Origin of the sequence: Paenibacillus sp. FSL R5-0923 (genome assembly GCF_038009145.1) — a bacterium.
In the GTDB taxonomy this organism is placed as follows: domain Bacteria; phylum Bacillota; class Bacilli; order Paenibacillales; family Paenibacillaceae; genus Paenibacillus_AQ.
Genome location: NZ_JBBPAT010000001.1, coordinates 2,464,145 through 2,488,233 on the forward strand (window position 1 = coordinate 2,464,145; position 24,089 = coordinate 2,488,233).

The 24,089-nt window shown below is 36.0% G+C and carries 17 protein-coding genes and 1 tRNA gene; 9 read left to right on the forward strand and 9 right to left on the reverse strand.

Features of this window, described 5'->3' with window-relative positions:
* The first annotated feature begins 151 nt into the window (after window positions 1-151).
* The 8 genes from MKX35_RS10985 to MKX35_RS11020 all read left to right on the forward strand — a co-directional run bounded on the left by MKX35_RS10985 (window position 152) and on the right by MKX35_RS11020 (window position 13,933).
* Window positions 152-237 (forward strand) — tRNA-Leu (locus MKX35_RS10985).
* 193 nt (window positions 238-430) lie between these two features.
* Entirely contained in the window at window positions 431-1,378 is a 948-nt protein-coding gene (locus MKX35_RS10990; RefSeq protein ID WP_076275660.1) for a tyrosine-type recombinase/integrase, read from the forward strand.
* Window positions 1,379-1,688: 310 nt separating this feature from the next.
* A complete protein-coding gene (locus MKX35_RS10995; RefSeq protein WP_256716312.1) occupies window positions 1,689-3,362 on the forward strand; it encodes a YecA family protein in 1,674 nt (557 codons plus the stop codon).
* Between the two features lie 727 nt (window positions 3,363-4,089).
* On the forward strand, window positions 4,090-4,620 hold the full coding sequence (locus tag MKX35_RS11000) for a hypothetical protein (protein ID WP_076275659.1): 531 nt from the start codon (window positions 4,090-4,092) through the stop codon (window positions 4,618-4,620).
* A gap of 179 nt (window positions 4,621-4,799) precedes the next feature.
* Entirely contained in the window at window positions 4,800-8,468 is a 3,669-nt protein-coding gene (locus MKX35_RS11005) for an ATP-dependent DNA helicase (RefSeq protein WP_076275658.1), read from the forward strand.
* A 644-nt stretch (window positions 8,469-9,112) separates the two neighbouring features.
* Complete coding sequence (locus MKX35_RS11010) at window positions 9,113-11,281, forward strand: caspase family protein (protein ID WP_076275657.1); 2,169 nt, start codon at window positions 9,113-9,115, stop codon at window positions 11,279-11,281.
* Between the two features lie 174 nt (window positions 11,282-11,455).
* Window positions 11,456-11,881: a tyrosine-type recombinase/integrase gene (locus MKX35_RS11015; protein WP_081382901.1), complete on the forward strand. Its 426-nt coding sequence runs from the start codon at window positions 11,456-11,458 to the stop codon at window positions 11,879-11,881.
* A 300-nt stretch (window positions 11,882-12,181) separates the two neighbouring features.
* Window positions 12,182-13,933: a hypothetical protein gene (locus tag MKX35_RS11020; RefSeq protein WP_076275655.1), complete on the forward strand. Its 1,752-nt coding sequence runs from the start codon at window positions 12,182-12,184 to the stop codon at window positions 13,931-13,933.
* A gap of 140 nt (window positions 13,934-14,073) precedes the next feature.
* Here the strand turns inward: MKX35_RS11020 and MKX35_RS11025 are convergent, their stop codons facing one another.
* The 7 genes from MKX35_RS11025 to MKX35_RS31855 all read right to left on the reverse strand — a co-directional run bounded on the left by MKX35_RS11025 (window position 14,074) and on the right by MKX35_RS31855 (window position 20,035).
* Window positions 14,074-15,708: a DUF6119 family protein gene (locus MKX35_RS11025; RefSeq protein WP_076299632.1), complete on the reverse strand. Its 1,635-nt coding sequence runs from the start codon at window positions 15,706-15,708 to the stop codon at window positions 14,074-14,076.
* Window positions 15,709-15,868: 160 nt separating this feature from the next.
* Window positions 15,869-16,690 (reverse strand): tyrosine-type recombinase/integrase, encoded by an 822-nt coding sequence (locus MKX35_RS11030; RefSeq protein WP_076275654.1) that lies wholly within the window; start codon window positions 16,688-16,690, stop codon window positions 15,869-15,871.
* A 496-nt stretch (window positions 16,691-17,186) separates the two neighbouring features.
* Window positions 17,187-17,924 carry an ATP-binding protein gene (locus MKX35_RS11035; protein ID WP_076275653.1) on the reverse strand — a complete coding sequence of 246 codons (738 nt, stop codon included), beginning with the start codon at window positions 17,922-17,924 and terminating at the stop codon, window positions 17,187-17,189.
* Window positions 17,924-18,997: a hypothetical protein gene (locus MKX35_RS11040; protein WP_076299631.1), complete on the reverse strand. Its 1,074-nt coding sequence runs from the start codon at window positions 18,995-18,997 to the stop codon at window positions 17,924-17,926. Before MKX35_RS11040 ends, MKX35_RS11035 begins: the two co-directional genes overlap by 1 nt.
* Before the next feature lie 371 nt (window positions 18,998-19,368).
* Complete coding sequence (locus MKX35_RS11045) at window positions 19,369-19,611, reverse strand: hypothetical protein (protein WP_076275650.1); 243 nt, start codon at window positions 19,609-19,611, stop codon at window positions 19,369-19,371.
* A 2-nt stretch (window positions 19,612-19,613) separates the two neighbouring features.
* Window positions 19,614-19,817 (reverse strand): helix-turn-helix domain-containing protein, encoded by a 204-nt coding sequence (locus MKX35_RS11050; protein ID WP_076275649.1) that lies wholly within the window; start codon window positions 19,815-19,817, stop codon window positions 19,614-19,616.
* Window positions 19,817-20,035, reverse strand: coding sequence for a helix-turn-helix domain-containing protein (locus tag MKX35_RS31855; protein WP_076299630.1), 219 nt, complete (start codon window positions 20,033-20,035; stop codon window positions 19,817-19,819). The genes MKX35_RS11050 and MKX35_RS31855 overlap by 1 nt, the downstream gene beginning before the upstream one ends.
* Before the next feature lie 946 nt (window positions 20,036-20,981).
* Between MKX35_RS31855 and MKX35_RS11055 the strand changes: the two genes are divergently transcribed.
* Complete coding sequence (locus MKX35_RS11055) at window positions 20,982-21,404, forward strand: hypothetical protein (protein WP_076299629.1); 423 nt, start codon at window positions 20,982-20,984, stop codon at window positions 21,402-21,404.
* A 148-nt stretch (window positions 21,405-21,552) separates the two neighbouring features.
* Here MKX35_RS11055 and MKX35_RS11060 read toward each other — a convergent pair whose 3' ends face one another.
* Together MKX35_RS11060 and MKX35_RS11065 are read right to left on the reverse strand one after the other, a co-directional pair.
* Window positions 21,553-22,626 (reverse strand): Gfo/Idh/MocA family oxidoreductase, encoded by a 1,074-nt coding sequence (locus MKX35_RS11060; protein WP_076299628.1) that lies wholly within the window; start codon window positions 22,624-22,626, stop codon window positions 21,553-21,555.
* A 327-nt stretch (window positions 22,627-22,953) separates the two neighbouring features.
* Window positions 22,954-23,796: a hypothetical protein gene (locus MKX35_RS11065; protein WP_081382900.1), complete on the reverse strand. Its 843-nt coding sequence runs from the start codon at window positions 23,794-23,796 to the stop codon at window positions 22,954-22,956.
* Window positions 23,797-24,089 lie beyond the last annotated feature (293 nt).

Here is a 24,089-nt window from a genome sequence, read left to right on the forward strand (position 1 = left end):
AAATAACCCGTGTCGGCACACGCTGGAACGGGTTATTTTTAATGTGATGAAACTTTTTTTGAAAAAGGGATTGCGCGTTATCGATATTCATGATATTATATTTCTTGTCGCGTTATACGTAAACATCGTATGAAGCAACAGCACATAATATGCCGGGGTGGCGGAACAGGCAGACGCACAGGACTTAAAATCCTGCGGTACGTGAGTACCGTACGGGTTCGACCCCCGTCCTCGGCATCACTAGTTTTACGCACTTTGTAGAGGTAGTAACTACCCAAAGTACATAAGGAGTCCTGTGTGGTAAATAACCACATCAGGGCTTTTTTTGTTACACACAGGATTCAGTGTAAAAACCTTGGCTTCTTTTCTCATCTAAATGCCTACATGCAGCGATTGTTAGTGCAGATCTGAATGAGAGGAGCCTAATAATATGGCTAAAGCAAGAGTAATGAAAATAAGTGCGCATATCCCCACGACTTGGGAAGAAACCTTGGAGCAATTCATATCATGGAAGAAGGCACAGGGGCTTAGTAAACAGACGCTTGAAGATTACAAACGGCATGTAGGACAGTTTTTTAAACGTTATCCTGACGCTTTTGGGTGTAATCATCAACAACTAGAACATCAGCTTTGTGATTACCTGGCTGATAAAATCAAACCAGCAACCTATAATAATCGTCTCGTATATCTACGGGCATTTTTTGAATGGTGTGTGAAGAAGACAGAACTTCTTAGCCAAAACCCCTTGGAAGACTTCAACAAGCGTAAAGCTGAGGGGAGGGTAGTGGATCATAACGAGGACACCTTAATCAAGCTCATTAATGCGCCAGATCAGAAGACATTTGTAGGTCTTCGTGATTATGCCTTGATCCTCCTAACTCTTGACACTGGAGTTCGCCCCAAAGAAGCTTTTTCCTTGTTGCCTAGTGATTTTAATCCACGGGCAAGTGAATTGTATGTACGGGCGGAGAATGCTAAAACAAGGGTCTCTAGGACGCTTAACATAAGCCCTCAGACGGCTAAGGCTATTAGTGATCTAATAGCACACCACCCCAAGGAATGGAAGAAAACAACACCTATATTCTGTACAAATGAAGGCCGTATGTTGACCCGTCATACATGGGGTGACCGGATTGAGGCATACTCGAAGAAGTTGGAAATTAAAATTGTTCCTTATGATCTGCGACACTCGTTTGCTTTGATCTTCTTACGAGGGGGAGGAAATGCCTTAGCGTTACAGAGAACACTTGGTCATACAGATCTTACTATGACGAAGAGATATGTAAACCTTGCTGAGAGCGATCTGAAAGAGCAACATGCTATGGCATCGCCTCTAAATAGGCTGATGCCTGTTAAGAAGCGTGTAAGTAAACTATAGATTAATAATTACACTCCAATTAACTAATGATGGGGGTGTTTTTTTTTTGTACGCACGGCAGTATATTTGACAAGAATTTTGTAGAAGGTAAATAACTGCCTAAATGGGAGGCTAGAATATTCAACGTTTCTTTCTTATTAACGAACCTAACGTTGTTATAGCATATTTATTGCATATGTATTATAAATGGAATTGGGTTAGATTTTATTTGCATCTTGTAATACTTGTGCCCTGTTCGAAAACATCTGTTTATTAGATAATAAATTTACATAATAAGAATATAAAAATAAGTTAGTTTTAGGAGCCAATCATGTGGAAAAAAATGTTTAGAAATGAACCTAGTCTTAATTATAGAAAGAAGTTTAAATGCCCTGAATGTGAAAGTTATTCATTATATGTAATTCATGACACCGCTTGTGAATGTGAAGATGGCTGTGATACTAGCCAAATAAATATTACTGCTATTTTAAGTGAGGATAATTTTGATGGTTACTACACATCAGGCTATATTAAAGAACACTTCTGGATTGATGATGAGAAAATCAACCAAATATTCACCGGAATTATTGAAGATAATAGATATAAATTATTGTCTAGCAATGAAAAGAAAAAGATTAAATCATTTATGTTCGAAAGAACAAGTCAGATTGAAGAACAGCTAGATGATATAGTTGTTGAATACTTAAATGAAAATAGTTTGAAAAGAGCACCTTCGGATATGAATGTTTTCGGGTACCTAATTAATCTTTTAGAAGACACGCATTTTTTCATGAATCTCTGCGGCAAAGACTTAGCATTATTTAATTGCGGTATTTTATTTGCTCCTATAAAGTTTTATTCAGGACGATTCTTTTATAACAATGCAATTGAACATTTGTTTCAGGCGAACGAAAGATTATATGTTATTTTAGGTATACTTTATAACTATAAATTTGAAAATGACTTATCTCGAAATAAGACTAGCAAAATACAAGATTATATAAAAAATAATACTGAATATAAAAAATCAAATATTAAAAGAATCCTCGATAGTCTTAAAGGTAATCAAATGTACAGTACTTTGAAATCTATGAGAGATATCAACACACATGATTTATCATATTTCTCCAAAGAGATTGTAGATCAAATTAAAACAGATTCTGTGAAAGCACGAGATTTTTGGGACAGAGATGGGGATAAGGTAGATTCTGATTTGTACTTGCCTCAAATAAGAAACCTTATTTTTTGTTTGGAAAAGCATTATGATTTACTGGAACAAGTGTTTCTACAAATTAGTCAGGAGACAACTATCAGTAAACTAAACTCTTTTCCAATGATTGAAAAATTTATGAATAAGAAATTACAAATCACTATAAAGCAATATACCGTGCAGGAAATAGAGAAATTGGAAGAGTATAATCTGAGACTTTTTGGGAAACTACCTGATTATGGAGACGAATTGATTGGCGATGTATTTTTCCGAATAGGTGAAGTGGTACGTTGTATTTTTGATTATTGTAATATAGAAAACGATGTTTTTTATCAATTATGGATTAGAGAAGCGAATTTAGAGTTGCGTGATTTGATAGATCAGCAATACTTACTTTATAGTGCTCTTTTGAGAATTTATTCATGTTATGATAAAGTATCTCGCTATATTTCAAAACATTATCCAAAGTACTCAGATGTGAAGTACTTCCAAGAATTTGAAGGAAAATCAGAAAACTCATCTTTAGTTAATACAATTAAAGAGATTCTAAATGACAAAAATTATAAACTGCTCTATGAACTAAGGAACGACATTTATCACAATTTACGTGCGGGTGTGTTACATGGAGATGAAGGATTAAGCTACTATAATAATTTCTTATTTATCATTGTGTTTGAGAATACAAAAACACTATACAATTTTATTGAATATCTTAGTAAGAATAATAAAAAAGTTGGAAGAAATGAACCTTGTCCGTGTGGGAGCGGATTAAAATACAAAAAATGTTGTTGTTAGAAAAAGTAATTGCTAATCTTAATTCGATTTTGCATTTTTTGCGAATACCGTTACATTTTAACGCTGTCTATTTTGCGCAAACCACACATGTGGGAAACTGCTCACTGTTGGTTAGAACAAACTAATAGTTGAGGTGTATTGGCGTATACAGCAACGAAGCGGGTTAATTCCTGCTTCTTTTTTGACTAAATAGGTTCGATATGAAGACCCAAATTAGTAATGGGTGGAGGATGCTATTGCAGAAATACTTGGTCATACAGACCTTACTATGACGAAGAGATATGTAAACCTTGCTGAGAGCGATCTGAAGGTGCAGCAAGCTATGGCATCCCCTCTAAACATGCTGATGCCTATCAAGAAGCGTGTAAGGAAACTAGGTTAATAATTACACTCCAATTAACAAATGATTGGGGTGTTTTTTTGTACGCACGGCAGTATATTTGACTAAAATTTTGTAGAGGTACAAGAGGGTTAAGTTTACTAAAGGTGGAGTTTTGTGATCATTCGGCACTGGGTGGGCCTAACAGATAGCGCTCTGGGGAATGGTCAAGTTTTCATAGCTCAAGAAAGTCTGATAAACAATTTTTGTGCGAGACACTAGAATATTAGATGAATGAATTTTTCAAGCAATAGACATGTTTTTATCTGATCTTATGAACCAGGTTAGTATTATGTCGTACCAAAATCCCCCTTATGATATATTTATAATAAAAGGAGGGAATTGGATATGAAGAAAACTATTTTCTTACTACTTATGCTTGTACTTCTACTACCTTCGCAAGCGTTTGCAGCTACTGTATCAACATCGTACATAGAAAAAAATTACTTTGAGAATTACAGCAGTCGAGTCAAAGAGGTTAAGGCTGCACAGAACAATCTGAGTAAGGTGCTTGGCGACGAAGTGGCAGAACTGACCAACAAATCCAAGGTTTCAACAGCGAAGTATACTGCTGCAGTAAAGAATAAGGCTAGTAAGGCTACTCTAGCTACAATCAAAGCTACGAGAGACCAGGACAAGAAGGCTCTAAGCAAGGCTAAGTCTGAGCTGGCGACAGAAGTTAAGAGTTTCAAGGCAGAGAGTAACGCGGGGCTAAAAGAAATAGCGGCTTATAAGGCAGATTCAATTAAAATGATCAAGACTCATTTAGAAGGTAAGGATAACCTTAGTGATAAACAGTTTAAAACAGCAGTCTTAGGAAGATTGACTTACATAGACACAAGATTCAATGAGATACTTCACTTATTAAGAAACGCTTAGAAATTGATTGGACGAAATAAGAGAGAGTAGTTTATCAGTGGCCGACACCCAAATCATGTGGAATAGGTTTATGATAAATTTTCTTTACGACTCTTACCCAATTACCAAGTTTTGCATCGGAATGCATAAATTATGATGGTGGTAATTATTACGTAATAGAGGTGAAGGAGGAAAGGCTTATGTATCTGGTGGATAAAGAAAAGAAAGTTAAATCACAAATGAATTATGTACAACACTTTTCAACAAGAATTCCATGGAAGGATAACGATTATACTGGGCGAATTGACGATAAACCTAAGTATAATGTAGCAGCTCAAGTAATCCCCAACATTGCAGCATCACGGGACTTAGAGTTTGAGGAAACAAATAAAGGTAAAAGTTACGAACAGATAGGACCAGTAAGAATGCAAAGCTGGATTACAGAGAACGCTGCGTTCATGAGTGATTCCAAGCTTTATCTTAAGATGAACCATCCATATAAAAAAAGAAATACTAAGTTCAAGCATTTCCAAGAAACAACTTTTGAGATGGATTCCTATTCATTCTTATTGCGCCCCTTTTCATGGACCTTAAAAGATAATGCTAATGAGAAGCAAAAGTATTACAATTTTAACTTTGACTTAGAAAAAACAGAGCAAATGCTGGACTGGTCAAGTGCGTGGGTATCGCATGGAGAATCTCAAAAAGGGATTTTTGATTACTACTTTTCCGGGATTAATCCGCACAATTCATTGATATTTCCATATTACAAACAAGTCCCATTTATCGAAGATAATCGGCGTGTAATTGCAGGAGTAGGAAATATAGTATCAAATGTAGAGATTCATGAGTATGAGTCTGATGGAAGCAGTGACGAAAAAAATTATATTTGGGAGACGAATGTAGCGCATTCGATAAGAGTTGATGGCAAAGAAGGGTTTTTAATGCCATATCTTGAAATTTCCGAGTACGTAAAAGAGCATCCTGATTTTGATGTGTCGAGTGTCACATTGTTTGAAGCGGCAGGTTTTAGATCGGAATTTTCATATGCAGCTGAATGGGTCAGCTACGATGCGGCTATTGATGTGCTAAATCAAGCGAAAATTGCATTGAAAAATATAGCTAAACTTAAGCTAAAAGAAGCTAATCATAAATGGGTTAATATTCAACTTGATTATATTGATAATCAATTAAAAAGCGTTTGGAATCAACGTGGTATTTTCCCGGGATTAGGTTCGATTTTATCAGCTTTCGGTGTTAGGTATGGTTTCGATGTTGCTCAACATGTTGATACTTCTGAAAACGACTTGATTACTGAATTGAAATTGTATTTTTCAGGAGAGAAAGAAACAGGCAACGGGAAACTGGATGACAGCTTAGCTGACAAAGAGGATGAGTTTTCAGGTTTATTAAGAGATGAAAGCAAAACTCGATACTTCGAACTTTTGTCTCGATTGAATCTTTCTGTTGAACAAGCTATTTATGCTTGGAGTAACCTAAAAAATTATGCAGCTGAAATTGTTGAAAACCCGTACCTATTATTCGAACTTACACGAAAAGAAAAGGACGAACATCAAGTTGCTATTTCTCAAATCGACAATGCAATGTTTGTGAATCCGTTGGTGGAAAATAAATATCCTCTAAATAAACCAACTAAAATGAGAACTGAAGGTGATAAGCGTCGATTTAGAGCTATGGTGATATTTGTTTTAGTTCAAGCCGCTAATCAAGGCCATACTTTACTCAGCTATACTCAAATTGTTGAAGAAATTAATAAACTACCATTAGATCAAAAAACGGATTTTCAAACGGAAAAAATTGAGGGTGTTTCAGAATTCTTGCAGGAAGGTGAATTGTACGTCAATGAGAAAAATACTTACATTAAACTGAAAGAATATCAAGATTATAAACAAGTGGTAGTCGATATAGTAAATAGCCGTTTAGAAACTAGCTTATCTAGTGAACAAAACTGGGGAGGAATTATTAACGATCAATTTGGAAAGCTTCAAGAAAATAATGAAAAAAATGATCAATTGGCTCGTGATGAAAAGGCGACAGCGTTAAAGATTCTTGAATCATCTAGAATATCTGTCTTATTGGGGAGAGCTGGGACGGGGAAAACATCAGCGTTGGGGATTTTTGCTTCTTCAAAAGCAATTAAAGCTGGTGGGGTATTAGCGTTGACCCCTACTGGGAAAGCAAGAGTTCAACTTGAGAATTCATTTAAGAAGACTAGTGTTGAAGCTGAGTTTATGACTGTGGCACAATTTTTAATTCGGTCAAAAGGTTTCAGTTGGAACACAATGGCTTATAAGATGCCAAGCCAATCAAGTTCGAGTATTGCCAAAACAATTATTATAGATGAAAGTTCAATGCTGACCGAAGATATGTTTGCTGGCGTACTGAAGCTTGTTGATTCTCATGCTGAGAGAATTATCTTTATAGGAGATCCAAATCAATTACCTCCAATAGGAGCAGGGCGCCCATTTGTCGATTTAATTAATTATTTAGAGAGTACTTATCCTAATAAGGTCGCAACGTTGAAAACTGAGATGAGACAGGGTTCAGGTGGTGATGATTTATCATTTGCTCAAATATTCTCTAATTCAAATTCAGTAGATAAAGGTGTAATTTATCGTATCCAAAACAATAAAACAGATAATCGTCTTAAATATATTCAATATGCCGATTTGGTCGACTTAGAGAAAATGTTCTTTGAAGAATTAGTGGAAACTGCGAATATGACAACTAAAGATGATATTGATGGTTTCAATAAAAGTTTGGGAGCTACTGTAGAAAAATATACAAAGTATCTAACTAGTGAACATATAGAAGACTGGCAGGTTCTATCTCCTACTAAATTTATTGGTGCAGGAAGCTATTATTTGAATAATCAAATTCACCAAAAATATCGTCAAGATACTGTCGAGCAATGGAAGATGTATCCATGGTCAAAATATAGCCCGCTATCTGTTCAAAATATCGTTTACGGAGATAAAGTCATATCTAATGTAAACGGTGAGAAGGATTACTGGGATGGTTCAAAAGGGAAAGCATATATTGCAAATGGTGAAATTGGTATTATGGCGGATTACCCAGGTCACTATGGAAAAAATGATAAGAATTCTAGCTGGTACAAATTCCGTTTTGCCTCATTCGAAGGGAAATCATTTTCATATACTAGTTCTGATTTTGGTGGAGAAAACAGTGACTCTAAATTAGAACTTGCTTATGCTCTTACTGTTCATAAGTCTCAGGGTTCTGGTTTTGGCAAAACCATAGTAGTCATAAATGGAAAAAGTTCTTTTATTGCAAAAGAACTTTTGTATACTGCATTTTCACGTCAAAAAGAAAAACTAATTGTATTAAGTGATTTGTCAATTCAAGAATTAGTTCAGTATGCGAATGACTGGTATTCGAATACCAAACAACGATTTACAGACCTATTTGAAGTTCCGAACATCATTGAAATAGAATATTGTAATCAAAAACGGTACTTTGAAGAAAAATTGATCCATAAAACGATTCGTGGTGAAATGGTAAGATCAAAGTCTGAAGTAATTGTGGCTAACATTCTCGAGAAGATGAATATTGGGTATGCTTATGAAGAACCATTAGATGTTAATGGCAAAACCTATATTCCTGATTTTACTCTACGCTACCAAGGCAAAATTGCTTATTTAGAGCATCTTGGAATGCTAGGGATTAAATCATATGAAAAGCATTGGAACGAGAAAAAAGAAAATTATGAACGTGTGGGAATTTCAGAAACTATTGGTAATTTGATAATTACAAAGGATGGATTAGATGGAAGTATGGATGCAACGTTAATAGAGAGTAAAATTCAAACATGGATAAAAAATAGTTGATTTATTCCTTGAATTTTCAGGTACCAAGTTCTGCACGATCTTAAATTGTGTCAGAATCCGGTACCCTCACTTATCTATGTTCCCGCCTATAGATAGTGCCTAAAATAAATTGATTGAGGCGTTAAATTTCATTCTATTAGTCAATGTAAACACTACTAAATCACGTCTGCGATCAGCACTCAAGCCATGTGGAGTGCTGCTCACTGTTGGTCAGGAAAGACTAATAATTGAGGTGTATTGGCGTATACAGCAATGGAGCGGGTAAAGTCCCGCTTCTTTTTTTTGACCAGAATTATGATATAGTGATCCTACTAAATTATCTATTTTAAGACTTTACAAGGTTGGACGGAGAAAAAGAACCCAAAGTAGATCTTTTTGAATTCTAATTCATTAACTTAATAGATTTGTTGGTTCGGTTTATCCAGTAAATACTTTTGTAAATAGCTTCTAGGATATTATTTTCATTATAAAAAGCTACTGTACTAATAACGTGGAAAATTGTAAAATTAAGTAGTAACATGGAGAAAAAAGCATTAATTAAGGAGCTTTTAGGTCATCAGAAACTAAATAGATATTCGTTTTAATAAAACAGAATTAATGTATTGTACTCAAAAAATCTTATAAAAAATGGATGTGTATATTATTTGGACTATTCTATTTCTATAGGCATAGAATCTTATTCTAGATTGAATAAAACGTTGTATGCAGATAATGATGCGAAAGAATTCGATAGGATAATGGTCGAAATCTTTAATATTGAGAAACATATTTTGCTACTAAATAATGATGCTTCTTTTATTAATATCCGAAGTGAATTTAATTCTATTGCGAAACATCTAACTAAAGAGGATAGACTATTTTTCTTCTTTGCGGGACATGGAAAGAATGTTTATGGTACCCCCTATTTATCTGCATGGGATTCTGATGATATTGTTACAGAAACTTGGCACAGCCTAACTGAATTAATGGGTGTTATTAATGAAGGTGAATGCAATAAGGCAATATTTTTTATTGATGCATGTGAGAGTACTATTAATTACGGCTTAAGAAATAACACAGCGGAAACTGCCCTTCAACCAATGAACATAGACTTAGACAATCTTGAATATACATATGTTTTTTCATCCGCATCTCATAAAGAAACGGCTAATGTGAACGATGAATCAATGCACGGTATCTGGAGCACTTATTTGTTTGAATCACTTTTAGGTAAGACGGAAGAGGCATTAGATAACAGCAAGTTAACAAACAATTCTCTTCAAAATTATTTAAATAGAAAGGTTAGTGATTACTGCAAAAAAAATAGTTTACATTATACTCAAAAATCACATGGATGGGGTAAGTTTGAACGTGAGTTTTTGATTATTGATTTTTCCGACAATACTTTTTATAAAGAGGTACCAATAGAAAAAATCTATTTTGGAAATGTTGATGCGATAGGTGAAATTAAAAATAATGACATTAAATTTGAACATAACTTTTATAATTTAAATAGAATAAGTAACGCTGTACTAGAAGATGGAAGCATCCAACTTGTTCTGGGTAAAAAAGGTACAGGTAAAACTTTTGTCGGTAAATATATTGAGGAAACCAATAAAGATAAAGTGTGTTTCATAAATTTTGAAAGATTTAACTATAATAATTTTAATGCATTAAAAAATGTTAAGAGTAATGGATATGAGAGATTTGAGGTTGCTTGGGAATGGGTCTTACTTTCTTATGTAGTGGAATTATTATCAAAAAAGTTAGGTGGAGATTTTAAGGAACTTTATGATGAGCTATTTGTGGGAAGGATGACTCTTAACAAGGTACTAGACCGAAAGTTAAAAAAGGGAATTCCATTAAACAATAAATTTAGTTCTATGCTGAGAAAACAGCATGATATTTTTAAAATAGATGAAATAGTTAGTTTATATAAATTACTCCTTGAAAATTGTGAGAATAATGATTCAATATTCTTAATACTTGATGGATTAGATGAAAAAATTAATGAATTCGATTACTATCAAGATGTGATGAATAGCTTACTTATGACTGTTAAACATCTAAATAATGAACTATTTGAAATGGATCTTAATTTAAAAATAGTTATTTTTCTTAGACACGATGTGTATGAAATGATTACTGGTGCAAATTTGGGAAAGTTACAGTTTGGAGGTACAGCAGAGTTAGATTGGATTAACTTTTCGATAGATAAGATTAACTACCCTTTAAGAGATTTTATGGAAGTTAGAATTAATACTTCAGTTGTATTTCAGCAGGGTAAAGCTATAGAGAATCCATTGAGAAATTTATTGCCAGAAAAAATGAATTTAGGAAAACCAACAGAAGCTAATACTTGGGATTGGATTCTGGATTTTACGACATATAAACCGAGAGATTTAATTGCTTTCTTTAACTCATGTGTCAAGTTGTGTAACAATGGTGAAACGAAACTAACTGAGCAGATTCTTTGGGATGCTACTAAGCAATACTCAAATTATCTTAAGGAAGAATTTGAAGATGAATTATTTGGCTTTCTAACTGATAAACAGAAAAACGAAATTTTTGAATTAGTACTCCCTAAAATGAGAAAAAACTGGATATCATACGAGACTCTAAAAGGGTATATTAACCAAGGGGATAATTGTAGAAATATGGATAATAATGAATTGATTGGAAGGTTATATCGCATAGGTATGTTAGGCGCAAAAATTGAAGAAAAGGAGCAATGGAGTTATAGAGGTAAACGTGCTATTCTGAATGAAAGTGAGCTAGTAAACTCAAAATTCAAGGTTCATTTAGGTCTGTGGAAGTACTTCATGTTTTGGTAAAATTCAAGATTTTTTTAGCGTAAACAGGACTAGCGCCTGATGAGAGTTTTCTCACTATAGCTCACGTTAGTTAGGAAAGACTAATAGTTGAGTTGTATTGGCATATATAGCAACAGAGCGGGTTAATTCCTGCTTCTTTTTTTTGATTAAATGGGTTCGATAAAGAGAACCTGAATTAGTAAAGAGGCGGAGAATGCTAAAACAAGGGGCTCTAGGACGTTAAATATAAGCCCTCAGACAACTAAAGCTATTACTGATCTGATTGCGCACCACCCGAAGGAATGGAAGAAGGGAACACCTATATTCTGTACGAATGAAGGTCTTATGCTGACTCGTCACACATGGGGGGACCGGATTGAGGCATACTCGAAGAAGTTAGAAGTTAAAATTGTTCCTTATGATCTTCGACATTCGTTTGCTTTGATCTTCTTACGCGGGGGCGGTAATGCCTTAGCATTACAGAGAACACTTGGGCATACAGATCTTACTATGACGAAGAGATATGTAAACCTTGCTGAGAGTGATCTGAAGGAACAGCATGCTATGGCATCGCCTCTGAATAGGCTGATGCCTGTCAAGAAGCGTGTTAGTAAACTATAGGTTAATAATTACACTCCAATTAACTAATAATTGGGGTGTTTTTTTACGCACAGCAGTGTATTTGAAAAAAATTGTAGAGGTATAACGAGGGTTAAGTTTACTGGAGAAGGGGCATTGTGATCATTCGGCACTGGGTGGGCCTAATTAAAGGGTGTTTAATAAGTTTTGAGTAACATGGATTGAAGAAGATTAGACGTGTAGTTGCTTTATGCTGATGATTCTATCGAAATGCAATCAGTAAGTTTATACTTCCCCCTTCATGGCGATACTGACAGTTACAAAATGTATGGGGGCAGTATTTTGAAACGCTATGTAATTACTGAGGACTTGCTAAAGAAAAACCAAAAACTTAGAGAAGCCAAGGCATTAACAAAACAAGGGTTACTTCGTCCTCAAGACGATTATTTTTGGTGGTTTCGGGAAAATCGGTTAAGTATGCTTGATAAAATCGTAAAAGAACATGAAAGCGCCGATAATCTTCGTTCAACCAAGATAGGGAGAACGCTGTATAGTTATCTCTCATGTTACAGAGAAAGCATTGAAGAAGCTCTGGAGGAACTCGGATATGACTTGCAAGTAGTCCGAAAAGGTAAGTCAAAGTCCTTTTACAACAACTTTGATAACATAGAAAAAGCTCTTAGAGGTTTCATTGAGCTTAATAACAGATTCCCTACCAAAATTGAAATAATCAAAGAGTTGAAAATTTCTCAGAGTTTCATTGATCGACATGGAGGCATGATGGAGCTAAGAAGGAAGGTTGGATATTTCGAAGACAAAGATTACGTGGATGATAGTTGGTACGTCAATCGCTCTCTTTCTGAATTTATGATCGCTCAGTTTTTACTTCATTCTGGAGTTTGGTATGAGAGAGATAAAGTAATCTATCAAGGCTGTAACTATCGAAGTGATTTCTATTTTCAGGACGGAACTCATTTAGAGCTGTGGGGGTATGGAAAGCGGAATAAGAGATATTATAAAGTAAAGATGAAGAAGATCGAGCTATACAAACGAAATAACATACCATTAATTGAATTGGAATATGAAGACTTCGTCAAATCATATGATGTAACTCTAGATTTACTTCGGAAATTCTTCCAAGAACGAATTCCCTCTGTTGCTTCACTTGATAAAAGTATATTTAAACGGAAGAACTCATTATCAGATGATGATATTTTAAAACTAATCGAACCTTATGTGTTAAATGGACAATTACCCCAAATTCAATTATTAAATGAAGCAGGACTTGGTCATATCGTCAGATATATTCGTAAAAGGCATAAGACTTACCACAACTTCGGAAAAGAAGTTGGGCTTATCAACCCCCACATTATAATTAAAAAAGCAGAAGTGAGTGAAGATATTGTCTACAAATCTTTATTTAAATTATTGAGAACAAAACGTAAGATAACAATAAGAAACATTGTTTCATATTGCGGTGTAAATACTCTAGAGTGGATCTATGATCATGGGGGTATTTATACATGGAAGTTAAAGTTTTATTCGTATGTCCTTGAGCTTAGACAAGATCATCTTCCTGACGATGCAGTTCGATTCATTTACAATGTTTACGATTATAAATTCTCACCAAGAAAACATATGAAGGTAACATATAAGGAAGAGGAAAGACTATTGGCTCAATTAATGGTTCAAGAGATTCGAAAGCGAAGTGAGTATATAACTATAAGGAATCTGATTGAGAAAGGACGTCCATTCCGCGAACATGAGTTCAGAGACAATTTCCTGAAATATGCTTATGGTAAGGCACTAACACCAAAGGGTTTTGATGAAGTTTCGAACATATCTTCAAGGAGATATACTGCGCTCTTCAAGAACACGAGGGGCTTCAGTTGGATGAAAGTAGTTGAATCATATCGGAAATTACCAGAGCTGGATGCTTATATTGTAAGAGAATATGCAACTTATATAATTGAGCATCGTCGCTTTAGCATTCGAGAGTTTTGTAAGCAACATCCATATTTATCTGTAAAACTCATGTCATACAAATCAGCGGAGGAATGGAGTGTACTTACAGGGCTAGCAACTACGAAATAAGTCTTAAGCTGAAGAGTTTAAAGTGCTTTAGACATAATGAAAAAGTACTTTTGTAGGGAACGAGGGGGATTGAAGTGTAATAAACATACAAGGACGAGTCTTTATAACTCGTCCTTAATAAGATTAATTAATAGAGTCTACTATTCCTCAACGTCATCTGCCGCGGCATTTTCCCCATACACAGGTATTTTGTACAAGGCGACTTTAATGCCTAGCCTTTTAATGATGTTAATATGATGTAAGAGATTTACTTTACTGAAAAACGGAAGAATAGTCCTAATATCACTCGCGTTCTTAGAAGAAATAGCGTAAACCAAAGTGCATTCATCATATGGAAAGTTTTCTTCGTTAAAGTTTCCTTCAGGGAATTTATCTAGAGCTTGTTGAACCACGTTATGACGATACTCTGACGAGTCTTTTAGTAAGGCCATTGATACAGAACCTTGAGCAAAGAGGTGGCTTAAAGTTGCTGATCTTGTTCCTTTTTTTACGCAGACAAAATGTTTATCTGTAGATAATAAATCACATATTTCAATTTTACTTCTTGAATTAGCCACTTGATAGTTCCTTTTATCCAAACATAAAAAATACTCTGAATCTTGTCGTTCGTTATAACTCCCTTCAGATTCATTGGCTTGAATCGCTGTGAGGAATTCATCATTTTCAATTAACGGAACTTCCATTATTTGATTATGAATTCTTGCGAAATAATCATGATCGATTTTATACCAGTTGTTAAGTGAAAAGATATAAGTGCTTTGCTCATACTCTGTTTGGTAAATAATAAAATGATTTAGAGATACAGCTGAAGTGACAGGGCTATTTGCATCATCAAATCCAGTTATTTTGACCTTTTCAATGTCAAGTGGTGAGTTGAAAGTAATATCTTGGTCAAGTAATGAAAATAAATCTTCCAAGGTAATTTCATTAGTATCAATTTTTTTATAACTACGTCTTAGTTGGTATGATGAACACTTTTCATATTCAATCATATCGGGATAAGCTAAGGAAAGGTTATCAGTGTGCCGCCCAAGAATAGCGTTAAATAAGTTTTGATTTAAAGCTGCCACTATCTCAAGTTCTTTGATTATTTTTATGTTATCAATAAAACTAAAGTTTTCTTTGTAATTATCACTTAGAAATAAATCTAGTATTTGTAAGCACTTTTCTCCTAAGTTTGAAAAAGTTACATCACTATTCAAACTTAGGGAAGAAGTTGAACCTCGTACCGAAGTACCAAATTCCTGATCTCTAGATTTTCCTGATACTAGATTAATTAAATCTTGTTCAAAATCTAAATCAAACTCACCAATCTCACTCCCTTTATTAAAAAGAACCCTCTTTTGTCTGGTTTTCAAATCAATGTTCCTTACATCAAAAGCTTTAAGTTCTTTTGTGTCAATTGAATTTAAAGCTACCTTTAGTCCAAAACTGCTTTCTAAATTATTTTTGTTTATTGCTGTAAAACCAAAACCGCCAGTAATAGAGAAGAAGTAGGGTCTCTCATCTTTCATTACTTTAACTAGGATGACAAATGAGTTGACTGTATTTTTAATTTCTTCCCGATCTGGAATTTGTAAATCTCGTTCTAGAAATGTAATCCATTTCGGTTCTTTCGATCTATTTCTTTGAATGAATACTTTAAACTCGAAATCTCGTACTTCATTTGTTGGTTGTAGTTCGAAATAGTTATTCTCTTCATTGACTTTAGTGGGTATAATTAATTGATTGAAATTTCTTACATTTTCATTAAAGAGATAGTACGATAGTTTCAAAATGAGACCCCCCGACGATTAAATTAGATATATTTCTATACTTTACTACACAAGGAATAAAAAACCTGCATTTCTTAATAATTCTAGCTACGTCATTCTTTTAAATATTTCTCGAAGAAAACAATTAATCAGACCAGTAAAGACATAATGGGGGATCTGTTTAATAGTTATAAAGCTTCTCAACTGCCAATAACTTATCTTCTTCTGTAGGTTTAGAATAACGAAGTATCATGTCCGCTGAACTATGACCGCTCAATGATTGAATTACCGAAATATCAATATTTGCTCTGACCAACCCTGTAATGAATGTATGTCGTAATTGGTGGGCATGTAGGTCGTGTTGTTCTAATAGATGCTGAACACTTCTAACGCTTATGCGCTTGTCTCTGTTACTTAAGAACAGGGCTTCATAGTCATCTGAACGCTCCTCAAGATATTTCCTTATAGCCCGCCTTGTATCAACGTCTAAGGGTATTGTACGGGCTTTATTACCTTTACCAGCCATAACCCTTAACTCACCTTTGCGTTCACTAAAATCAATGTCAGACCTATCTAAGGCGACCAGTTCAGAAACCCTCAAGCCTGTATTAAGTAGTATCTTAATGATTGCATAATCTCGTTTATTGCCGTTTCTGTCTACTTCACGCTCAAGCCGCATCCGTTCTAGCCTGTCTAGGGCTTTCGGAGCTGTCTGCTTATAGTCAGGGGCTTTGATGATATGGACTTCATCTATGCAATCCAACTTTTTAGCCCATCGACAGAACTTCTTAATAGCGTTATAGACCTTGTTAATTGTAGCGGCGGACTTCTTCTTGCATGCCATGTATGTAACGTACTGCTGAACGTCAGTGCGGCTGAAATGCTCAAGTGTAGTTCCACAACCGTCAAGCCAATGGCTGAATTGTTGCAGGGCGTGGCGGTAGGTCTTTACTGTTGCCTCGCTTTTACCTCGTAAACCTTCACTAATGAACTTGTCTAACATACTCATCTCTCCCAATAAAAAGGACTTAGATAATTCTACGCAATATTTTCAACCTGTTAATTGTCCTATTCGCCCAGATACTGGGTAACTTTCAGGATGATAGTAGCATAGAATTACTATTCTACGCAATAATTCCACGCAAAAGTAAAGTTGGTTTGATTTAAGAGAGGCACTCGGGCGGCGGAACTCTTATAATATAGGTTGATAGTAAAGCATTATTTTGTACTCTTTCTCCCCTTTTTTCAATGATAGATAGAGCGAAGAGAAGGTAGTGCTGAGTACTACTTCTTTATTATTCTTTATTATTCTTTATTATTCTTATATGTAATACTTAGACAGTTAGAATACCCAGATACCATCTAGGATTATTGACCAGAGTAAGGAAAGATATTTCCTTATTTAATGAACTGAAAGGAAAAATCCTTCTCTTAGAAAGGAAAAATTATTCCTATTTTAAGTAAGGATTTTTCTTTGTTACATTTTTTAGACTAACCTGTTATGACTGTCGTTTATCTCTGCCACCTAGATCAATCAGCACTGTATTGTACATCATTCTTGATACGATGATTCCTCCAAGATATGCGTCTTGACGAAGGACTGAATCTACAAAATTCGACGTATAAATAGTGGACTTCTGTTCTTCCTTCCGATAGTCAATCACATCGTAAAGCAGATCCCGAATAACTGGAGTGATTCTACCACTTCCGATATCATCTAAAACTAGTAAAGGAGCCTCTCTCATTTGCTCCATATCTCTAAGACTTTCTTCATACATAGCATCGTCACGGTAGCGATCGCGATTTTTGTTAGCCCAGGTGTTGAATTTGATATAGAGCGCCAGCGGATTCTCGAAGTCAAATATCTCTGGATTCATGCAGCCCTTGTAAATAAACTCATTCATGATTGCACAGGCTGTGTATGTTTTACCTGTCCCTTTATTCTGGTGAAATAGCGCCAGGTTAAATCCTTTTTCTACTACATTCAATGGACGTTGTAGAAATCCGGTGATCTGTTTTTGAAATAAGCCATTATCATCATCAAATTTAAAGTTACGTAGGTTAGCATTCCGGTACTCCTTGGGTATACGTGATAGCTTCAATGCTTGTTCTAGCATAACAAACCCACTGCATTCAGCATTTAATAGATAATTTGGGGGCAGCGGAACAGAACGATTGCGTCTACCGCACCAGTCTTTTACTACACAAGATTCACAAGTTACGTATGGATCTTCCATTATTTCTCCTCCCCATAAATCGCCTTTAAGAACTTATCTACATCAATACCTTTGTTTTCTTGGACGGCCTCTTTAATATCTAAATTTTGATTGATACCATTTGTAGAATGCTTGTCTTGGTGCTCTCTATTTTCGTAGAGTGTAAAGGGCACTCCTGACTCTACCGCTGCATTTACACGTTCCAACAAACCAGTATCAGCCATAAAGTATGCTTGAGGATCAGTTTTCATCTTGTTGTCGTAAGGGACTCCCTTAAAGAACTTGTCAATGTGAGACTTAGTCTTGATTTTATCTCCAGAATACAAATCAATCACCTTAGAAATACATTGTTCTAACGTGCCGGATTTTTTACTCGATTTAGTATGATTCTTTTTAGTAATTTCTTTGTATCTACTTGAGAAGTAAGTAGTGAAATCTGATTTACTCCAATCGTTAACGCTTTCTGGGAGATTGTGCTCTGTAGATTGCTTAGTTTTTGGAAGTGTGCTACGTGGAATAGGGGGACTGAATGATCCATAGGGAATTAATTGCTCACAAAGATACTGCTGATATTCTTCTAGGATTTCTTTCTTCTTTGAATCATTAGCGTTTTTAAGTCGCTTAACATAATCTTTTTGTACAGCAATTGTGGCGGTTTTCATAGCTTTTAGAAAATCTCTTGAACTCTTTCCACTATAACGGAATGACTCAATAACTTGGTTTTCTATGACACCAAGAAGGACATAAGGGTTATTCACGAAGAGCTCTTTCTCTTTGACGAGAAAGATAAAATCTCCATTATCACCTCCATCCCGTGAAAATGATTCTATAAAGCCTAATTCTTTAAGAGATTTTGCATAGTTTAAGATAGATTCCATCGTACAGTTGTTGAAAATCCATGTAAGAAGGTTTCTAGGGAGCTTGACTTCGGTTGTGGTAATACCTCGTGAATAATCGATATTTACAATATTCATAATCTGTCCGAGGAGTTTCAATTCTTCTCCGTTAAGTCGATTACAGCAAGCGATAACATTATCCAGCCTTATGAACGGCTTCGCATCACCGTTATTGAAATAAATCTTACCTGTAGGCATCAGTTTCGCCCCTTTCTTTGAATAGATTCAACCAACGTTATAGGGGGGATATGATACCTAGAGTTCATTCCCTCTCCTAACTTTAGTACGGCAAGCTGAGAGCCATGTAATGCCCATAACATCATTCTCTGGCTTACCTTTGTAATCTTCGATGCCTCATTAAACTTTTTGAATTCTTTCAAAAGTGATTCCTCCTTAAATTGTGTTTACAAGTAAGTGATACATAAAGGGCGATTAAAACACCTTTTGCATACTAGTTATCGTGGTTACAACTTAAAAGGTTGAGATTAAAATTATCTATTACTTTGATTAATATAATTAATAGGTGAAATAAAGCCCCTGAAGGATTTATCAGGGGCTTACTAGTTGGACTACGCATTGTCGGGGAAGAGTTTGTCAGCGTCATATCCTATTTCATTTAGAAAGGACTTTAAGTGAGTGACTTCAATCCAATATGGGTATATTCCAAAGCCCCTAATATTTTCTGGGATACGTTCAACCACAGGCTTTTTTTGCGAAATCCACTTGTTGACTGTTTTCTGACTAACCAAATTGCTGTGACTGTTTATAGTAAGCCTATGTGCAATTTCAGGAATGGTATAGTATCTTTTCATTATTAACGTCTCCCTTCATTAATTGAATGTTCTATGAATTCACGTAAGTCCGCTTCTCGTATACGCCATAAAGAACCGACCAACTTCATTGCTCGTATCTTTCCTTCACCTAGCCACTTGTAGCAAGTGACCCTTTCAATGTTCAACATCTTGGCTACTTCATCTGCAGAGTACAAGTGACCTAGATAAGTTTTAATATCTTCCATTATTGCTGACCTCCTGAAGTGTTATTGCTGATGAAGTTCCGTAGCGACTCTTGAGAGATTCTAATACTTCCCCCAACTTTGCAGCTTGGTAGAGTGCCGTTATTACACATGATGTAGACCGTTGTGTACGAAAGCTGTAATATATCCATTGCTTCTTTGATGGTGAATAAGCGTTCGATAAAGACCGCTCCTTTCGTATGTGTATTAATTAGAATCACAATATAAGAAGTCGGTTTGAAAAATTAACAAAATCTTGTACAAGTTCAACATAATCTATAAAAAATCATTAAATACAGATCAATTGTTTTCAGAAGTATAGGTGAGAGAATGAAGGTAACCAATTAGAGGAATTCCGTAGGTTAATGCAGCTTAATGCTACATTCATTTATAAGATAGTACCTGACTAAAACAAGATTTTATTAGTAAAGGCTTCAAGGGGGAGTGGGGAGAATAATGTCTTTGTTATTTAATAAGTAACTTGAATACTGAGTAAGTGCATGGTAATATCAAATTATTCGCTACACAGGATTCGAGGCGTTATAAACGTGGGTTTATGACCTTTACTACCAAAAATACTGTGTGACTAGCAGAACGGTATAGATTGAGAAAAGACCAGGAAGCCTTATGTATCAAGGGTTTATGCTTGAGAATGGCGTTTGAATAAAACGCACAGGACTTTAAATCCTGCGGTATGTGAGAACCGTACGGGTTCGACCCCCGTCCTCGGCATCACTAAAAACAAGGGTTTCAGCTCATTTGAGCTGGAACCCTTGTTTGATTTTAAGCGGGTTTGCTGGCATTTTGCTAACGCCGGTTCATTCTGGTTTTATAACGGCAGCCTCCTTTACTGAATTTCCATCAAAGGAGCCGGATGCCAACAATATGCAATGTTCCCTTTTCGTACTCGTTTCTTTCGGTTTCCGCAAAAGGGCGTGTACAAAGATTTGAATTCATCAGATCCAATGAAAGCGCATATTTATAAGGGTTACCAGGTTAGATACAGTCCGGATGCAAGCATAATAACCATCGTATTATCAAGTGCAAACTTGAGCGGAGTCAGATATGATGTTTTCAATTAAAACAACAAATCTGTTTTGAATGGTCTCATTTCCATAGCCGGAAAAGCAGCAGTTGCATGCGCTGGGGTAATAAAAGGAGGCAGTTATGCAGGATTTTGCAATGTCGATGTTATGGTTATGGATTTGCTATTTTATGGTGACTATTGTTGGAGTCTTACATACCGTATTTAATATTTATGCGTTAAAAATGAGTCCAATGGACGAAAAAGGTATGGGGGAGGGATATGAAAAAACAAAGCCTTGGCATCCTCTTTATAATGTCATTCTGTTTTCTATCTTTGGTTGGCTATATATGCGGGGGTTATCTGTACCCAACCTTGAAGAAGCTCTTATTACAGGGGCAATATGGGCCGGAGTTTGCATTATAATTGATGTTTTGGGCTGGGTGATCATTAAGCATCCTTGGAGTCTTTCTTTCAAAGAATTCTATATTCATTATCAGCCATGGATTACACTTATATATTTGGTTATTTTTATGGGTCCTGTAATCGGATATTTGTTCGTTTAATTAAATTTCATATGGAGCATGAGGGCATGGCATTGAAATCGGGCGGTCATTGATTTCTGTTTTGCATGCTACACTTGTTCGAGTCATTGAATCGTATACAATTGTTCAGGCACATGAGAAGGCTCTTAACTTTCTCATGTGCCTGTTTTTATTTTGCAGACCTGATCTCATCTTGCAAAGTTATAGTGCTTCCAAGGGCGATGGCTTCATCGACCGCGAATGACAGTCTGATATCTATTAAGGCATCCGCTAATGAGTATGCTGAAATTCCCGTGTGCAGGAAGCTGGACATATTCAATAAGGCTTGTCCTATCCCAATCTCTTCATCAGAAAGGGGAGAGGGATGAAACGGGTTCTGAAATAGACTAAGCTGTCCTGCACGCAATTCATGCAAGGAGAGACTTTCCAGACTGCCTTCCTGTCCGCCTTGAATCCGACTAATGTTCATATACTCGGTCTCTTCGGTTCCCAGGCGACGGATAATCTCATTATCGCGAATTTCCCCATGTGATCCGCGGATGAGTACCCGGTTGGTACGGAGGGGCGAGAAATATTGGGAGCGAGTGAAGTCAAGCACAGCGCTTTTGCCGGAGGGAAACACCATAATTGCGATATCCTGCTGCTCTGTCTTCAGGTCATCTTCGGCCTCCCTCCCCCTATAAGAGAAGTCCATGATTGGAACCTCTAGCCGGCGAGCTGTGATTTCACATGCTGTGCCAGTGATCGAGAGCCATTTACGGATCAGGCTGATTCCATGATAACCATGCGCAACAGAGACTTGAACATGACCTACCTCGCCCAAATGTCCGGTTTGAATATAGGCGGTTCTTGCCTGATGGTGAGGCAACAGCGGATATTGCTCGGCTATTTGAATCAGAGGGAAATCCATGGCGCTGGATCGAAGCAGTTCATATTCAGCCGGCGTAGAGGCGGTGGGTGTTTCGGCCAACACAGGTACTTGCAGCGCTGCAAGCTCCAACAGCAGTGAGGCGGCAGCGGTCTTGGACACCGCCAGGACCACAAAATCGCTCTCGGCCGCAAGGTGTTCTATCGAGCTGTATACGGTCAGTTTCCATTTGTCGATCAGTTGCTGGTATTTGGCAGGGTTGCGGATCAATACACCGGTTACCTGAAATTGCTGCGGAAGCAGGTGAGCCAACTTAAGATACATTTCCGCCCGCCAGCCGCTTCCGATTATTCCAAAACGAATAGGTCTGTTCATCTTTAAAGTACACCTCTAATGGTTGATTAGTATGTAAACAACTTCGCAGCACAGGCACCAGTTGTCTCTTATTATTGTATATAAAAAAATGATAGAGTACATAGGATTATGTATAATGTGAAACTATTACTTTTTGTTGTCTTTAGCTAAGCTATCTTTTGCATTTACATACAAAGGAGCGATTATCCAATAGCCGGATGATCGCTCCTTTGTATAATCCAATTATAAAATTTCAATCAATGACCCATTCCGTGATTGTTAACGGTGTAAATTGTGGAACCCGAATCGACAGCGGAAGCACTTGCAGAGGCGATCATTAAGCTGGAACTAATCAAGACTACGACTGTAAGCAAGAACATTTTCTTTTTCATTAGTAAACTCTTTGACTATTATTTTTTCCATTATGTTGTGATACATTTGAAGTTGTGATTGATGAGCATGTTCTCTTAGGAGCTCAAAGAGTGCTACTGATTTCTTGAGGTTTGTATCGTTTTCAATTTTGATACTAAAAATCAGAGTTTCTAGAATAGTGTTGATTGCTTCGTTCATATTCTCTTGTTCGTAGTAATACATCACCAGCAAATAAATGTATTCCTCGTAATATCTTATATCCACATTAGTCACATACTCTTCTATGTCATTTACGTTGTTTTTAAGATCACTCAGAATCCAATCTACGGAATAGTTATATTTTATCGAGGATTCCAAGATGGTAATTAGTCCTGGCAGTAACTCTTCCTCAGCACTGTTTCTAATAAATTCAACATACTCCTTTAGGACCTCTGTCTGGCCTTCCAAAAGGTCGAGCACGTAGGTATTGGCTTTTGCAATATTACAGTAGTATTTGACTTCATTAATTCCCTCATCATCTAGTCCTTTGATCCAGCCCAATTCAGCATATTTTTGAATACACATTCTAGCTTCAGGATACTTACCGAGCTTTTGCAGTGCGATTCCTTTTGAACATAAGCTAAATCCAAAATAATAGGGAATACTCCGCTTCAGGTTTTGTTCTCTCAATGTGTCACTGCTTGTCTCATATATGAGTGCAATCTGGGTAATCAATCTATCTGCAATTTCAATCATAGCACCCCAATTTTCCAATGAAAAAGATGCCTTAAGCATACAAGTTAAGAAATCAGCATTTAATCCATCCAAATCCAACTTCAATGCGATCTTCCTTTCTTCTGTATATCATTCATCTGTTATTGCTTTGTCGTTTGTATCTCTAGACTATTCTTTATTTTTCCAATAAAGTAAGTGATTTTCATCACTGGAACGAGGAAACAAGAGTTTGTTTTGTGATTGTCCAAATATAACTAAGGTACAGTGTTCTCACTAAGTTCCATAGAATCGAGGGAATTATGTTTGTTAGGCTGTTTATTTGCCCCTCTATTTAGGGGTTATTTGTACGTAAAATACCGAAATGTACCTATCTTGGAAATCCATATTCAATTATGATC